The 18109-nt window shown below is 40.0% G+C and carries 11 protein-coding genes; all 11 read left to right on the forward strand.

The features are described from left to right. Window positions 1-2 precede the first annotated feature (2 nt). Entirely contained in the window at window positions 3-1103 is a 1101-nt protein-coding gene (locus DF947_RS16580) for a M20/M25/M40 family metallo-hydrolase (RefSeq protein WP_109931172.1), read from the forward strand. A 92-nt stretch (window positions 1104-1195) separates the two neighbouring features. Further along, entirely contained in the window at window positions 1196-3667 is a 2472-nt protein-coding gene (locus DF947_RS16585; RefSeq protein WP_109931173.1) for a PIG-L family deacetylase, read from the forward strand. A gap of 100 nt (window positions 3668-3767) precedes the next feature. Then, a complete protein-coding gene (locus tag DF947_RS16590) occupies window positions 3768-5459 on the forward strand; it encodes a sodium:solute symporter (RefSeq protein ID WP_109931174.1) in 1692 nt (563 codons plus the stop codon). A 34-nt stretch (window positions 5460-5493) separates the two neighbouring features. After that, window positions 5494-6015, forward strand: a complete 522-nt coding sequence (locus DF947_RS16595; protein WP_109931175.1) for a DUF2911 domain-containing protein — start codon at window positions 5494-5496, stop codon at window positions 6013-6015. A 282-nt stretch (window positions 6016-6297) separates the two neighbouring features. Further along, a complete protein-coding gene (locus DF947_RS16600) occupies window positions 6298-8391 on the forward strand; it encodes a glycoside hydrolase domain-containing protein (protein ID WP_109931176.1) in 2094 nt (697 codons plus the stop codon). A gap of 1 nt (window position 8392) precedes the next feature. After that, window positions 8393-9286 (forward strand): glycerophosphodiester phosphodiesterase family protein, encoded by an 894-nt coding sequence (locus tag DF947_RS16605; protein WP_109931177.1) that lies wholly within the window; start codon window positions 8393-8395, stop codon window positions 9284-9286. An 82-nt stretch (window positions 9287-9368) separates the two neighbouring features. Beyond that, on the forward strand, window positions 9369-9560 hold the full coding sequence (locus tag DF947_RS16610) for a hypothetical protein (RefSeq protein ID WP_109931178.1): 192 nt from the start codon (window positions 9369-9371) through the stop codon (window positions 9558-9560). Window positions 9561-10001: 441 nt separating this feature from the next. Then, window positions 10002-12965 (forward strand): hypothetical protein, encoded by a 2964-nt coding sequence (locus DF947_RS16615; RefSeq protein ID WP_109931179.1) that lies wholly within the window; start codon window positions 10002-10004, stop codon window positions 12963-12965. A 124-nt stretch (window positions 12966-13089) separates the two neighbouring features. Then, window positions 13090-15705, forward strand: coding sequence for a hypothetical protein (locus DF947_RS16620; protein ID WP_109931180.1), 2616 nt, complete (start codon window positions 13090-13092; stop codon window positions 15703-15705). A 13-nt stretch (window positions 15706-15718) separates the two neighbouring features. Next, window positions 15719-17026 (forward strand): gliding motility-associated C-terminal domain-containing protein, encoded by a 1308-nt coding sequence (locus DF947_RS16625; RefSeq protein ID WP_109931181.1) that lies wholly within the window; start codon window positions 15719-15721, stop codon window positions 17024-17026. Between the two features lies 1 nt (window position 17027). Further along, on the forward strand, window positions 17028-17996 hold the full coding sequence (locus tag DF947_RS16630; RefSeq protein ID WP_109931182.1) for a PorP/SprF family type IX secretion system membrane protein: 969 nt from the start codon (window positions 17028-17030) through the stop codon (window positions 17994-17996). Window positions 17997-18109 lie beyond the last annotated feature (113 nt).

Below are 18109 nucleotides of genomic sequence, written 5' to 3' on the forward strand. Positions count from 1 at the left end.
TTATGAACATTACCGAAAAAAAAAGAGAGCAGTTACCAGATCTTAACCAACTTTATAATATGGCTATTGATTTGCTTGCAAAATTGATCAGCATCCCATCCTTTAGCGGCTCAGAAAACGAAACTGCCGATGAAATCGAATCTCATTTGGCTAAATACGGAATAAACACCATTAGAAAGCACAATAATGTTTGGTGCTACAATAAGTTTTTTGATATTGAAAAACCAACGATTTTACTAAATTCTCATCACGATACCGTTAAGCCAAACGAACAATATACGCTAAATCCTTTTGATGCATTTATCATCGATGACAAGTTACATGGATTGGGAAGTAATGATGCAGGCGCTTCATTGGTTTCGCTTGTGGCTACTTTCATGTATTTCTACCGCCAAGAGAACCTGCCCTTTAACCTGTGTCTGGCTGCAACTGCTGAAGAGGAAACATCTGGAGTAAATGGGATAAGAAGCATTTTAAATGATTTAAAACCAATCTCTTTTGCAATTGTGGGCGAACCTACAAATATGCAAATGGCAATTTCGGAGAAAGGATCAATGGTGATTGATTGCATAGCCAAAGGCAGATCTGGCCATGCTGCCCGTGAAGAAGGAGATAATGCCATTTACAAAGCCATTCGAGATATTGAATGGTTTTCGCATTACAATTTTCCTGTAGAGGATGGGATGCCCGCATCCGTTAAAATGACAGTAACCCAGATTAGTGCCGGTTTACAACATAACATTGTGCCCGGAAATTGCAGTTTTACCGTTGATATTCGCTTCGATCACAATTATACATCCAGAGAAATTTTAAACGTAATTATTAACCACACCGTTTCTAGCTTTAATGTTCGGCCCAACATTTTAAATCCATCCAATATCGATTTGTTACATCCAATTGTTGTTGCTGGCTTGGCGCTGGGTAGAAAAACTTATCTATCTCCAACCAGCTCTGACCAAGGCTGGCTGGAGATGCCGTCTGTAAAAATGGGTCCGGGAGAATCTGCCCGATCCCACACCGCTGATGAATTTGTATTTGTAGAGGAGATTGAAGAGGGTATAACCATTTATATTCGTCTTTTGGAATCAATATTTAATCAATAAAATAAAGTGCTTAATCTATTTTGTACCTTTTTCGTTTCCCACTACTCGAAATAAAACCATTTTAAGCATATTTGCTATGCAAAGCAAATTTTATGTTTAAGAGACTAACCACAATACTTTTCTTAGTATTTTCTGTAATCTTGTGTTCGGCACAGCAGGTAAGGCCGGCCAAATCATCAGAGATTTTTAGAGCACTCAAAACCTTACAGCACATCCCTAAAGTTTTATACCTGGCTGCACATCCAGACGATGAAAATACGGGTTTGCTCTCGTGGTTGGTTAATGAAGAAAATGTAGAAACAGCTTATCTATCTTTAACCAGAGGCGATGGCGGACAAAATCTTTTGGGCACAGAACAAGGTGCAGCGCTGGGTTTAATTAGAACCCACGAACTTTTGGAAGCTAGAAAACTAGACGGTGCACAACAGTTTTTTACCCGAGCCATTGATTTTGGCTTTTCAAAAAACACCGATGATACTTTTAAACAATGGGATGCAGATAGCATAACTGCTGATGTGGTTTGGGCGATCAGAAAATTTAGACCTGATGTAATTATATGTCGTTTCCCGCCAACTGCGGCTGCGGGCCATGGGCAACATGCCGCATCTGCTGTAGTTGCAGAAAAGGCTTTTAAAGCAGCTGGGAATAAAAATATGTTTCCGAATCAGTTAAAGTATGTAAGCGTTTGGCAACCAAAAAGATTATTGTGGAATACCTTCAGGTTTGGATCGGTGAATACAACTGCCGAAAATCAGCTCAAGGTTACCGTTGGTCAATATGATGCTCAGCTTGGAATGGGTTATGGCGAACTTGCCGGCTTAAGCAGAAGCTTGCACAAAAGCCAGGGTGCGGGTACACAATCCGTTGCCGGAATTCGGAGTGAATATTTTACCCATGTTGCTGGTGAACCTGCTAAAACTTCGCTTTTTGATGGTTTGGCAAAAAATTGGGCAGATAAAGGCAGTTCGGATATCGATTTAGCTTTAGGTAAAATAGTTTCGGCTTTTAACTTTAATAAACCCGCTTTAAGTGTGCCTGCTTTACTTGCGCTTAGAAAAAAGATTGTACTCTTTAAAGACGCAAATTTGAGAAATGACAAGCTGAAATCTATAGACAATATTATTTTAAGCTGTGCTGGCTTTATGGGGGAGGTAGTGACCAATCAACCTGAGGCAATTGCTGGCGACCATTATAATTTTAGATTAAACTTAATATCCAGAGCATCGGATGTTATGATTGAAAAGATAAATTGGTTAAACGCTTCAGAAACTACCAATCGAAAATTATCCAACGATTCTCTAATCACAATCGAACATCAAATTCAGATTCCGACCAACGCCAGTTTAACCGAACCCTATTGGTTGGAAAAACCAGCCAAAAATGCAGCAACATTTAGTGTAAGTAACGATACGTTAATCGGACTGCCAGAAGCAGAATCGCCATTGATGGTAAAGCTAAAGCTCAAAATCGGAGCGGAAAGGTTTGAAGTTGGTTTACCCTTATCGTACAAAAAATTAGACCCGGTTAAAGGCGATGTTGTTGAACAACTGAGAATTGTTCCTGCTGTAGAAATCAAATTTGCCGAATCGGTTTATTTTGCAAATGATAAAGAAGATTTGACTGTTAAACTTCGAATCCGAGCTAATAAGGATGTTAATAATGGAAAGGTAATTTTGAAATTTGGTAATGAGCTGGCTCAATCTATGTCTTTAGATCATATCAATCTAAAGGCGAACGAGATCAGCAATATTAGCGTTCCAATAAGCAAGGATCTTTTATCAAAAATAATGTTAAATCGATCTTTTATAGAAGCCACTTTGTTTACTGAAACTGGCCAGTATAATAAAAGTCAGCAGGTTATTCAATACGCACATTTACCAGTGTTACAATATTTTGTGCCTGCTTCTGCCTGGCTGATTAAGGGTGATGTTAAAGTAACCGCCAAGAAGATCGGCTATATTCCTGGTGCTGGCGATCTTATTCCCGAGTTTTTAAGACAGGCAGGTTTGCAGGTTGATGTTTTAGGCGAAACGGAAATTTTAAATTCTGCGAAATTAGCTTCTTATGATGCTGTAGTAACTGGCGTTAGGGTTATCAATACAGAAAAGAGAATAAAAAATTGGCAGGTCGCATTGCGTTCTTATGTAGAAAATGGGGGCACAATTGTAATGCAATATAATACCACCCAAGATATGGCCCTGCAAGATTTTGGAATCTATCCATTAAGTATTGGCGGAAAAAGAGTAACAGAAGAAAATGCTGATGTCAAAATATTAAATCCAGCGTTGCGCCTTTTAAATTATCCAAATAAAATTACTTCTGAAGATTTTAAAGGTTGGGTTCAAGAACGTGGCGCATATTTTCCAGATAAATGGGATAAAAATTACGAAGCCCTTTTTGAAATGCACGATACCGGCGAGGAGCCCTTGCAAGGATCCACGCTGTACGCCAAATATGGAAAAGGTAATTTTATTTACACTCCATTGGCATTTTTCAGACAATTACCTGCCGGAAATGTGGGGGCTGCCAGATTATTTTTTAACTTTTTATCAGCCAGTAAATGATGAGGAAAGTGCTTAAAAACTGGAATACCTGGTACATGCTTCTAGGCTTGGCTTTAATTGCCCAAATCATTTTTTATTATTTGTTTACTAAATACTGGGCATGAGTAATATCGATTGGTTTGTACTCATTTTTACACTTTTTGCAGTGGTTGCTTATGGCGTTTTTATCGGCAGAGGGCAAAAAAGCAACGAATCATATCTAAAAGCCGACAACAAAATGCCCTGGTATATTGTGCTTTTGGGTATCATGGCCACTCAAGCCAGCGCCATAACTTTTCTATCTGCACCTGGCCAAGCGTATACTGATGGAATGCGCTTTGTGCAATATTATTTTGGTTTGCCTTTGGCAATGATCGTGATCTGCATCACTTTTATCCCAATTTTTCAAAGACTTAACGTTTATACAGCATACGAATACTTAGAGCAACGCTTTGATAAAAAAACCAGAGTATTAACATCCCTTCTTTTCCTGTTTTCCAGGGGATTATCAACCGGAATAAGCATTTACGCACCGAGTATTATTCTTTCAAGCGTACTCAATTGGAATATTTACTTAACCAATATTTTAACAGGCGGAATCCTTTTAATTTACACTTATGTTGGTGGCGCAAAGGCCATTGCGCATACTCAGAAACTCCAATTTCTGATCATTTTAGGAACAATGGCTTTTGCGGGCTATCTCTTGGTACAAAATATGCCCAATGGAATCGGCTTTAGAGACGCACTTTATCTAGCAGGAAAATCTGGCAAGTTAAATGTAATAACGACTGATTTTGATTGGAAGGATAAATACAACATTTGGAGTGGAATTATTGGTGGTTTCTTTCTAGCCTTATCTTACTTTGGTACCGATCAAAGTCAGGTTGGGCGATACATTACTGCCAAAGACAATACCAATGCAAAAATGGGTTTATTGTTAAATGGCATGGTTAAAATACCCATGCAGTTTGCAATTTTGCTTATTGGCGCTTTACTTTTTGCTTTCTTTTCGTTAAAGCCAGCACCGATATATTTTAATGAACGCTCTTACGAGTATTTAAAAGAAACCCAGCCAAAAAGGGCGGCAATTTTTGAACAGGAACATCAGGCTTTACAGCAAAAATTTAATCAGCAATCCAAACAGATTTTAGCAGAAAAAGATGATTCATCAGCTCAATTAAAAGCTTCTATTGATAATTTTAAAACAACGCAAAAGCAGGTGGCTCTACTACACACCAAAGTAGAAGAAGCAATAAATAAATCGAATTACAATGCCGAAAAAACAGATACCAATTACATTTTTTTATACTTCGTGAAAAATACATTGCCTGTTGGGATGATCGGTCTGCTTTTCGCGGTTATATTTTTGGCCAGTTGGGGATCTATCTCTGCTGCATTAAATTCGTTGGCCGCATGTTCGCTTAAAGATGTTCATCTTATTTTTAGCAAGGAGAAACCCAATGATCAGCAGGAATTAAATTATAGCCGATTGCATACTTTGGCCTGGGGTATTTTTTCTATAGCGGTTGCCATGTTTGCCACCCAGATGGGATCTTTAATCGAAGCGGTAAACGTATTGGGCTCTTTATTTTACGGACCAATTTTGGGAATCTTTTTGGTTGCTTTCTATTTTAGGAAGATTGATGGCCCTTTGGTATTTATTTCGGCAGTCTTATCAGAAATTGCAGTAATTACCGTTTATAAGTTCGATATAGTGTCATTTCTTTGGTTAAATGTAATTGGAGCCTTTGCAGTGGTCTTATTTTCGGCGGTTGGCTTGTTGTTTTATCAACCCAAAGCTTTAAATTCGTAAATTAAAAACACAAAACAGATAAAAAATATAAACTATGAAAACGATGATCAAATCTATCGCTCTGCTTTTTACTGCCATTACCATTTCGGTAAGCGCATTTGCACAAGATACGGCACAGCCTAAACCAAGTCCGGCAGCTGTAGCAACAGGAAAAGTGAAAGGTGCAACAATTACAATTAATTACAGTAGTCCGGCTGTTAAAGGACGTAAAATTTGGGGTGGATTAGAAGCTTGGGATAAAGTTTGGCGTGCAGGTGCCAACGAAGCAACAACCATCGAAACGGATAAAGATCTTACTGTTGAAGGAAAAACACTTCCGGCAGGAAAATATAGTTTTTTCTTGATCCCGAAAGAAAGCGGTACTTGGACAGCAATTTTCAATAAAGAACCTAAACAATGGGGTGCATACAAATATGAAGAAGCAAAAGATCAATTAAGAGTTGATGTAAAAACAAAAGCTTTAAAAGCAACTCAAGAAAGATTGGTTTACAAAATTACCAAAAGCGGATTTTCTTTAGAATGGGATAAAATCTCAGTTCCAGTTTCAGTTAAATAAGTTTAAAAATTTATAATTTCAGAAGCCTTCCGATTTATTTGGAAGGCTTTTTTTGTTTTATGTATGTAGATTAAAAATCCACAGCTCTGCGGTCTAGCAAACATTTCCCGACCAAGGCCTATTCGTTTTGCTAACAGGGATATTTATTTGTCTGTACTGTAATCTTTGAATCCCTAATCATTATTAATTTCCCGTCTGTAAAGAACCTAAAACATAACAACTTCTTAATCTTAAAATATTTAATTTAGGCCGATTTATCAAACACACAATCTCCTAAATCTAATGAATCACAATACGCTTAAAAAAACGCTACTCTTTTTATTTTTGCTAACCAGTTTTGGTGTTGGTGCCCAAAAAAAGGCCATTAATTTTTCAATTAAAAAAACCAGGCTTGTAAATTTGGTTAATGTTTTCCTGGGTTCATCTGCAGATCATGGACAAATGTCGCCCGCAGCCTCGTATCCATTTAGCATGTTGAGTATTGGTCCGCAAACCTATCCAAAAACACATACGGGTTATGAATTTTTGGCTAAAAAGTTTTTGGGCTTTACGCACAATCGTTTTGAAGGTGTAGGGTGCCAGGGCTCTGGTGGTAATATTTTGATTAAACCTTTCTTGGGTGATGACCCTGAAAAATCGACCTTAATTAAATCATCGGAAAATGCAGGTCCAGGCTTTTACGAGGTCGGTTTTGAAAATAAAATTAAAGCCCAGTTCACAGTTTTAGGGAATGCAGGTAAACATTCCTATCAGTTTCCGAAAGGTAAAAAAGGATTCTATTTAGATTTAGGTTACGCTTTTAACGGCGCATTTGTATCCGAAGAACATCAAATTAATCAAAATGCTGTTGGCGGTCGGGTAGATTCCAAAACAACCTGTGGAGCAGGTAAATATCGTATTTACTACTATATAGAGATAGAAGGAAATTCAGAATGGAAAGCCCTTCAGGATCATAAATTAATTGCTCGTTTAGCCGACGATATAACCTCTGCAGGCATCAACATTGCATTTTCTTCTGTAAGTATAGAGGCTGCAAAAGCAGCTCTAAACAAATCGACTTACGAAAAAATAAAGGCACAAAGCAGTACCGATTGGAACAATAATTTAAGCAAAATTGCGGTTGAAGGAAACTTAGAGGACGCAAAATTATTTTACTCTTTATTGTATCGCACCATGCAGTCGCCCTATGTAATTTCCGAAACGAATGGCGATTATCGAAACACAAAAGGGGAGCTGCAACACAGTAAAGATGTGCGCTATAACGGTTGGGCAATTTGGGATAATTACCGTACACAACTTCCATTACTTTCTATTATCGCTCAAGATAGGTATGCTGGAATGGTAAACTCAATCGCCGATCTTTATAACTCGGGGAAAAAGGATTATGCAACGCAAACTGAGCCCTCGAATACGGTGCGTACCGAACATGCCATTGTGGTTTTGCTCGATGCTTACCGAAAAGGTTATCCGGTAGATTTTGGTAAAATAACCGATTCTTTAGTTAAGGAGGTGAACGGACTGGATTATAAATCGCCAGATAAAGCATTAGAATCCAGTTACGATAATTGGGCACTCTCTGAAATTTTCAGTATCCTTAAAAATAAAGAAAAGGCAGATTTTTATAGGGATAAAGCTTTGGATTATAAAAAGTATTGGAACAAGGATTTTAAAGATTTAAGCAAAAGAGATGTCGATCAGATGCAGGCCAGAGGATTATATCAGGGCACCATTTGGCAATATAGATGGTTTGTTCCCTACGATTTTAAGGGTTTGATGGAGTTGGATGGGGGCGAGCAATCCTACCTCGCCAATCTGGATGAATTTTTTGAACGCGATTTATACAACCACGCCAACGAACCAGATTTGCAAGTTCCCCTAATGTATAATGTAACCAAAGAAGGCTATAAGTCTCAATATTGGATGCATCAGCTTGCGGCAGACACCGTAATCCAAAATTATTTTAACGATAATAGCCGAGGCATTGGCAGTTATATTGGTAAAATATATAGAAACCAGCCGCATGCATACTTGCGTACCATGGATGATGATGCAGGGGCAATGAGCGCCTGGTATATTTTTGCGGCCAGCGGATTTTCTCCTGCATGTGTAGGCTGGCCAATTTATTATTTAAATGTGCCGTTGTTTCCAGCGGTGAGCTATCAGTTGCCCAACGGAAAAACATTTAAAATAGAGGTAGAAAATTTTAGTCTTAAGAATAAGTACATCAAAAATGTATTCTTAAACGGAAAGGCCTTTAACAAAAATTACATTACTCAACAGGATCTCAATAATGGAGGCGTTTTAAAAATTGTTGCATCTGCTATTCCTATAAAATCTTCGACTACTGAAAACTGGATTTCTAGCCTTAATAAATAACATGAAAAGCATTACCTTATTTATTGCACTTATAAGCTTTGTATTTGTTTCAAAGGCCCAAACACCACAACAAAAGCTTGCTTCACTTTTTGATCAAAATAACAAGGAAATTTTGGTGGCTGCACATCGTGGCGATTGGCGAAACGAACCCGAGAATTCTTTAAGGGGTTTGCTAAACTGTATCCAAAAAGGCATTGATATTGTTGAGCTTGATTTAAAACTTACAAAAGATAGTGTGTTGGTTGTAATGCATGATAATACGATTGATAGAACAACAAACGCAAAGGGAAAGGTTTCTGATTATACTTTCGAGCAGATCAAAACCTTTAGGTTGAAAAATGGCCTGGGCAGGGTAACCACCAATCCAATTCCAACTTTTTTAGAAATGATGGAAGCAGCAAAAGGCAAGATACTCATCAACGTGGATAAGGGCAACACCTATTTGCCACAGGTTTTTAAAGTATTAAAGCAGACGGGAACAATGGATCAGGCTATTGTTAATGTGAACGATAACATGCCTTACGATCAATTGAAGGCAGAAAACAATATTCCTGAAAATGCCTATTTAATGGTTGTGGTTGGGATGAAAAACGATAATGCCTTAGCCGTTATTTCGAGTTATAAAGCCAATAAGAAAGTGATTATTCAGCCGATTTTTGATCAGGATAACTACCCTGCGATTCGTGAGCTTCCAAAAATCTCTAAAGATCAGGTAATTTGGTTGAACAGTTTATGGCCATCTTTAAATGGTGGGCACGATGATGATACCGCCATTGAAGAAAATAAGAAGGACGAAAGCTGGGGTTGGTTAATTGATCAAAAGGCGAGGGTTTTACAAACTGATAGACCTGTAGACTTAATTTTTTACTTGAAGGCTCGAAAACTTCATAAATAATTTTAAAATATTTCCAATTTGACCAAATTCTAACAAACTAATTTATTGCAATCCTGTTTATAGTGTATAAAATTATTAGAACATGGCCCCATTAAATTTAAACTTAGAAGAAAACGCGACGCTAACCAACAAAAACACTCAAGACGCTCAAAACGATCAAACATTAGATTTACATCCAGAAGCTTATAAGGTAAAAGGACCATCTCCAGAAAAAATGAAGTCTGTTTCTGCTTCCTTACGCTCTTATGCACATGGATTATACGGCTTACTATAGCTGTTATATATAGCTAGTTTCAACAAAGTTGTAACTAGCTTTTAATTTCACCTCGTATTTTGAGGATTTATTTTCTCAAATTTCCCTGTATTGAGATTCGCATATTCTCAAATTCCCCAAATATCTTTTCTGTTTTTATTTTCTTGAGCTTACGGCTCCTTGACATGTGGATTTAATTCCACAATAATAAATATCAATTCCCCAAATAGAATAATATTTTCCCCAATTTTTTTATTGAGAGTTCTCAGATCTATTCTATTTGCGTTTGTATGACGATGTTCCTTCTTGGATTGGTTTTTGACTTAGGATCAACATCTAAGGTGTTTTTTAAAAATTAAGCGCCTTTAAATTATACACTATAAGTTATCGCTCATCTCGCAATATCCTTATTTCAAGGCATCCTGCTTTATTTCGTGCTAGCTTATAATATTCAAGAATAGTATGAAAAAACATTTACTTCTATGCTTAGTTCTAAGCTTATGTATGCTCGTTGCATTTTCTCAACAAAAGGTAAAGGATGGTTCTGTAACCGGTAATAATTTACCGAATAAAGATGCAATATTAGAATTAGAAAGCGCTAATAAGGGTTTTTTACACGTAAGGGTGGCCTTAAAAGCAACAACTAATGCGTTTCCTTTAACTGCACATGTTGCAGGTATGATGGTTTACAATACGGCAACAGACGGCGATGTAACACCAGGCATATATTATAATGACGGTACCAAATGGGTGAAAAGTTCAAAAGGCGACAAGGGGGATAAAGGAGATACGGGTGCAGCAGGACCAATTGGTTTAACAGGAGCAACCGGAGCTGCGGGTCCGGTCGGATTAACGGGTCCAAAAGGAGATCAGGGTTTAATTGGAGCAACGGGCGCTCAAGGACCTGCAGGGCCCATCGGTGAACGAGGTCCTGTAGGTTTAACAGGCCCGGCAGGTGCTGTCGGTGCAACCGGTGCTCAGGGTATACAAGGCGAAAAAGGAGATGCAGGTGCAAAAGGAGAAAAAGGCGATGTAGGGCCGGCTGGTCTTCCGGGTTCTACTGGTGCAACCGGTGCTCAGGGCATGCAAGGTGAAAAAGGAGATACGGGTGCAAAAGGAGAAAAAGGCGATGTAGGGCCAGCTGGTCTTCCAGGTTCTACCGGCGCAACCGGTGCTCAGGGCATTCAAGGTGCAAAAGGAGAAAAAGGTGATACAGGGCCTGCCGGAGCCACCGGTGCTCAGGGTATACAAGGAGAAAAAGGCGACGTGGGGCCGACCGGGTCTCCTGGTTTACAAGGCTTGCCGGGTACAAATGGGATAAACGGATCTAATGGTTTACCCGGAGCAACAGGGCCTACCGGTCCGCGTGGATTGACCGGGCCTGCAGGTCCCTCAGGACCTGCAGGTTCTGCAGGTGCACCAGGCGCACCCGGACCGCAAGGACCCATAGGTCCGCAAGGCCCTCAAGGTGAAAAAGGAGAAACAGGCCCTCAAGGCAATACAGGTCCGACGGGGAGTACAGGAAATAACGGGAACAACGGACAGGATGGTAGAGACGGTGCCCCTGGTCCTCAGGGTCCAATAGGGCCAACAGGTCCTCAAGGTCCGGCGGGAGCACAAGGTGGGATAGGCTTAATCGCAAACGGAACAAATACAACCGTTACAGGTACAGGTGTAACAGGCGATCCTTATAAAATAAATACACCGGCCAGTACCTTTATTCAAAATACAACAACAGGTGTTATAACACACACCAACGAAGCAGGAGATGTAAAAACTGCAAACCTGGTAAGTTTAGATGCGGGAAACCTTTTAGGAACCGGAACCGACGGAGGAGCAAGATTACTTGTAACTGATTTATTCGAGCCGACGGCTAATAACGGAATAACGGTAACAAATAGTATGATCCAATTAGGAGGCGCATTGGTTAAACCAACAACCATCACTACGTCTGCTATAAATACGCTTGCAATAGCAGGTTTGCAGACTGGCGTAGGTACAGAAAATATTGTTGTAGCAGATGCTAATGGGATTTTAAAAACAATAATGCCTGCCAGCATTGCCATTGAGCCGTGGCAAATTCAGGGAACAACAAATAAAGCTAACGCTAATACCGATAACGTTTACCAAATGGGTACAGTATCTCTCGGAAAAGATAAAGCGATAGATGGCGTTCAGCTTGATGTTTTAGGGGCAGTTAGAGTAGGGGTAACCCAAACTGGTTCTGTAATTGGCAACAATTCAATTAGTGCGGGAACTTATAATGAAGTGTCGGGTAATAGTTCTGCAGCATTTGGTGATTCAAATACTGTAAGTGGAATCAGTTCTGCAGCATTCGGGGCATCAAATACTGTGACGGGTATTTTCGGAACGTCTTTTGGCTACCAAAATGAAGCGTCCGCACAGGAAACGGCTGCTTTCGGTGAAAAAACAATTGCCTCTGCACAAGGCGCAACCAGTTTCGGTCAATTAACCAAAGCCAGCGGCTTTTTATCCACCGTATTCGGGGCATATACAGAAGCCAGCGGAATTGCTGCCACTGCATTCGGAAACGGATCTAAAGCATCATCAACCAATGCAGTAGCCTTTGGTAATCAATCTATTGCATCAGGCCCTAATGCTACGGCCTTTGGCTCAATTTCACAGGCTACAGGCGATGCTGCAGCTGCATTTGGATACGATACCAGAGCAATTGGCACGGCATCAGCTTCTTTTGGTAAGTTTACTCGTGCAACGGGTAACTCAGAATTTGCCATTGGTTCAGGAAGTGCATTTAACACATCTGTAAGCCCTACCGGCTGGAACATGTCAGATGCGCTGTTTCAAGTAGGTAACTATGATAATATTTTAGGTGGTCCTGTATCTAACGCGGTAACTGTTTTGAAAGACGGTAAAGTAGGCTTAGGCGGAAGGCATGTTGTAAAGCCTACAGAAAACCTGGATGTAATGATGGGTAATGCCAGAATCAGAGACATTAACTCAAATGTAAGTACTGTTACTACAGACAGGATTGTTGTTGCCGATGCAAATGGCGTTTTGAAAACCATTGCTACCGTAACACCAACACCACAGTTTTTTTATGCGCCCTCAACCGTTATGCCCACAGTTAACACAAACTTGCCGGCGAACATCACTTATAATTCAGGGACTTTCACTGTTGATTTATATGCGATTTATAATTATCAATACAGCATGACAGGCAATATTGCCGGTTCAACTCGTTCTGCAATAAAAAGCCCTACGTCAACAACTTTGCCTATTAAGGCAGTAACCGAACTTGAGTATTTCATCACTTATTTTGATAATTCAGTTTTTGATCCAACCTCTATAACCTTAAGTGATGCCGGAATTTTAACCTATAAAATATTGCCTGCAGCTGTGGTTTCGGAAAAAACGTTCATGAATATTGTATTTAAAGTAAAATAATTGAAGGCTATTGCTTAGGATAATTTATTCAAAGCATATCGAATCATTATCAATTTGTGATGCACTTGGCAGCAAACTGAAAAAAATATTAAAAATAATACGCTGATTAAGTTATCCTAAATAAATGAAGCAAAAATATACTTATTACATTTTTCTGTTGGTTACTTTCGTTTTTGCAGGATTTATTTCTGCTCGGGCGCAAACCATTACAGGAACAGTTTCGACTTCAGGCTGCTTAACAGGCGGAAGTATCAATGCTGCAAGTACAGGCTTGGGACCAAGCCCTCAATACCAGCTATTAAAAGATGGTGTTGTGGTGGCACCGGACGCCAGTAATCCGACCTTATACACTAATACAAGTACATTTTCAAGCCTCGTTAGCGGAAGCTATGTTTTAAGAGGAAGAGTAGATGCTGCAGGTACTGTTTACACGAGTGCCGTAATAACGGTTAATAACGGTTATGTACCGATGACTGTTGTAACGCCTACGAAAACAGTGCCATGCGTTCCGTCTTCTGCTGTTCTGACCACTACGGTAAGTGGTGGCAAAGGAGGTTATATATACAGTATAGCCAAACAATCGGCCCCGGGTACTGCATTGCAAACATCTGCTGTTACAAATGCATCAACTTTTTCTTTTGCGGCTTTACCTGTAGATTCCTATTTGATAAGTGTAACCGATAATTGTGGCTCAACAGTTACTTCTGCCAGTTCAATCAGTCAGTCAGGCCCTCTGCTTAGCGACATCAAAGCTAATGCGATTACGATTGGAAAAGTAAATCCCGGCTTGTGCGGCGATAAAATTCTTTTTAGGGCACTTGGCGTATTTACATATGTTAGTAACGGGCTTGCGGTTAACGCCGTTGACAAAGCAAACTTTTCATGGCGGTTAGAATACAATGGTTTAAGCTATGGTAAAGATACCAATGGAGACGGGAATCCGGATTTGAACGGAGGCGACTTTGATTTAAATACATATGCAACATACCTTCCTTTAGGAATAACAGATCAAGCGACAGCACTTGCGGGTAATCCAGTTTTGGTATTATATGATAAATGCGGAAATCCGCAAAGGTATTCACCGCCTGCAACACTTAACATCTCAATCACTTCAAGCGTCTGCGGAACAAATGGTGTGGTTAGTATAAGGGACGGGTCGGGTGCTACATTGTATGGTCCTGCATGCTATCCTGTGAATTTTGTTTTTACAAGTCCGGGCCATCCGACCATAAACTATACAATGAATAGTTTTGTATCGGCACCTGAAGGATTTGTTCCAGGAGCAACCTATAGCATTACTTATGTTGATGCCCTAGGAAGGACTACAGGATTAACAAATCGTACCTCTATAACTATCCCTGTAACATCTGCAAACTATTCTCTGAACACACTAACACGCTCTACTACAGTATATGATGCATCGAATTTCCTTGTATATGTGTCGGGATTTAACAATATCGGAGATGTTTACACACTTAAAGTTGTATCTACAACCGTTCCGTCATTTGTCGAATACACCTACTCTTATACTTCTACGGTAAGCGGAACGTTTACATTTCCTCCGCAAACTGCCAATCCTAACAACACCTGGCCTTCCGGCGATTATGTACTTGAAATTTCAGGCCCCTGCGGAATACAAACATTCGATTATAAACCACGGGGTTATACCGGGGTATTAAGTAGTTTAACAACAACTCCTGTTTGTGGCGGTTTTACAGTTACAGGAAATACAACTCTAGTTGACTTAGCTACAAATTATGAGATAATAATTGTATCCGGTCCTTCAAATGTAGGAGCTCTACGGGATTTAACCAATACAACATCAAGTCAGCCATTTGTTGGCTTATCTTATGGTACATATGTTTTCGGCATCAGGGTAAAAGGCGGAACAACGGTATTCAATACCCGGACGATCACTTATAGTGCTGCAAACGCTGTGAAGGTTGATCAGGCGAACACGGGCGGTTTCGTATGTAGTCCCGGTGCTACCAATGGTACGTTAACTATAGCGGCCACATCCAATTCACCTGCTCCCGGCAATACTTTGGAGTATGCACTCAGTACTGATGACGGCGCTACTTTCGGAGCTTATCAATCGGGAAATACTTTTACAGGATTAACAAATAAAACTTACATATTCAGAGTTAAAGATGGTTGCGGAAATATCATAACTCAAAGCATTCAAATCGGCGTAGCTGCGGCACCCATTATCAGTATAAACGGAACAGCAAACGCACTGTCACTATGCAGGTCTGCGGCTCAATCCGTACAGCTGGATGTAGATGTTTCGGGTGCCACGAATTACTTATGGTCTGGTCCCGGAATAAATGCCACAAATAAAAACCTTAAAAATCCAACAGTTGGCGGAGTTGACCTTGCTGATGGCTTAAACAACTATAATTTAACAATAACGTCAGCTTGCGGAACAAACAGTACAGCTGCCACATTAACAATAACCGCGCTTAGTTCACCGCCTGTACTGCAGGCAAATCAAAGTCTTTGCGCCACACCTTATTTTTCAATTACCAATATTCTGATATCGGGAACAAACATAAAATGGTATGCTGATGCAACAACTACTGTACAATTGCCTTCAAGTACTTTATTGGTCGATGGAACAACCTATTATGCAACCCAAACTACACTTGGATATTGTGAAAGTTCCAGGGCCGCAGTTAAAGTCACGTTAAAAAACTGCGCTTATGCAAATCCGGTACTCCGAATGAAATCAGGCAATTAATATTATAAATGAAATGAAATATACTAATATTAAAGTAATAGTAGCTGTTCTGATATATGTGCTAGGCGGATTACTTCTTAGTACAGACGCAAAGGCCCAAACTGGAGCAGGAAGTATGACCGTTGATAACTCGGCCGTTAATATTGTTGCGGGTACAACTGAATCCCGCTTTTCGGAAGGTACTTATTTCGGTCCGAATGCAAATTGGATAATTGATGGAACATTAGAAATCTACAGTAAAAATATATGGATTGCACCTGGTGCAACTTTTAGCGGGAGTGGAAAAATTATCATTTATAATCCTGGAGATAACCCGTTTTATGTTGATATGGCATCTGGAGCTACTAAAATTGATGGAAACAACAGTGATTTTATAAATCTAATAATTGAGCATCGGAATTCAGAAAACATAATTTTGGCTGATCTTAATGATCCTGGTTATGGAACTACAAACCCGGGAAGTATTCAGGCGGCAAGCTTAAATATAAGCGGAACACTAGATCTGGCAATCAATGGAGCTAATATTATTTTAAATGGCCATAACCTAGCTTTTAATGCTGCGGGCAAAATCAGTAACTATAATGTATCGAGAATGATCATTACCGGAAATAGTATCGTAGGGCACATGGTGAAAGATTTTTCTAACAGTGCACCTTTTGTTTTTCCGGTAGGTATTGCAGAAGGCGATTATACGCCTGCAACGATTGTACCTCAATCTGCAAGTAAAATATTTGTGAGCGTTCAAAACTATTCTGCTTCAAATACTCAGGGTATAACAACAGCTCAGGGAATAGATAGAACTTGGAACATATATTCATCAATTCCAGTTCAAACGAATATTACATTACAGCACAATCAAAATACAAATGGCTCCAGATTTAAAGATGCTTCAGCAACGATAAGCCAATATTTAGGGAATTCGAAATGGGACATTTTCTCAAGTACTAACCCTTCAATTGGAGTGCATACCAGAAACAACATAATGCTTGTAACTGATATGCTTGCTAATGGTGCTTATTTTACTAAAATTTCTACTTCAGGTGCAGATTTATTTATTCCAAATTTATTTACACCAAATGGTGATGGAGGCAATGATGCTTTTGAAATAAGAGGTTTAAACTTTTTTGCCGAGAACAATCTGGTTATCGTTAACAGATGGGGTAATGAAGTTTACAAATCTAGCAACTACCAAAACAACTGGACAGGCGAAGGCTTAAATGAGGGCACCTATTTCTATGTACTAAGAGTTAAAGAAAATACATCATCCAGCTGGCAGGTTTTTAAAGGTTACGTCACCTTAATAAGAGCGTTTAAGAAATAATATGAAAAGAATATTAACCCTATTAATCTTATTTCAATTAATTGCCCGTTTGGCTCACGCCCAGCAGGATGCGCAGTTTAGCCAGTATATGTTTAACGGCATCTACATCAATCCGGCCTATGCGGGTTACAAGGAACAGTTAAACGTACATGCATTTTACCGTACACAGTGGACCGGGATTGAAGGTGCGCCGAAAACCATGTCGGTAGCCGTTGATGCCATTGCGAACGATGGAAACGTGGGGCTTGCGCTACAGGTCTCCAGCGATAAACTCGGTGCACAGCGCAACCTCTCTGCATATGCAAACTATGCCTACCGCATCCCGGTGAATGCCGACGGAACCTCTAGGCTGGCCTTTGGTCTGGGCGTTGGAATCGTTCAGCTTGGTATTGATGGCGCCTTGCTCAACCCGAACGACTTCGAGGTAAACCAGCCGGTGGGTATGCAGAGCACCATTGTTCCCGATGCGAGGGCAGGCGTTTATTTTTCAAACGACCGTTTTTATGCCGGCTTTTCAGCCGATAACCTGGTTTCCCAGTATATCGACATCGATCGGTATGCCTTTATTGCCCAGCCAAAGCCCCATTATTACCTTACGGCGGGAATGCTCGTTCCCCTTTCTAGGGATATTCTGCTGAAGCCTTCCTTTCTGCTGAAGGACGATCGGGGCGGGCCGACAAGCCTTGACCTGAATGCCTTCTTTATCCTTGCGGAAAAGTTCTGGATCGGAGGATCCTACCGTACCGGGGTAAAGCTTTACAGCAAATCCTATCTCCAGAAAGATCTGAGCAACCTGAATTCCGCAGTTGCGGCCATCCAGCTCTTCCCGACCCAGAATCTGAGGATAGGCTATGCCTACGATTTTTCTATCGGCCCCCTGCAGGGATATAGCAGCGGTACGCATGAGATTTCCATCGGTTATTTCTTCAATAGAAAAAACGCCAGAATGTTAACGCCTAGATATTTTTAAATACAAAATTGGTCTAATAAAAAATAGATGTTTGGCATCTACACAAATATTTCAACCCAGAAATACAATTGGAACGGCTACCCATATATTTGGGTAGTCCTTTTTTTTTGGAA

This window comes from Pedobacter paludis, from assembly GCF_003173575.1.
In the GTDB taxonomy this organism is placed as follows: Bacteria; Bacteroidota; Bacteroidia; order Sphingobacteriales; family Sphingobacteriaceae; genus Pedobacter; species Pedobacter paludis.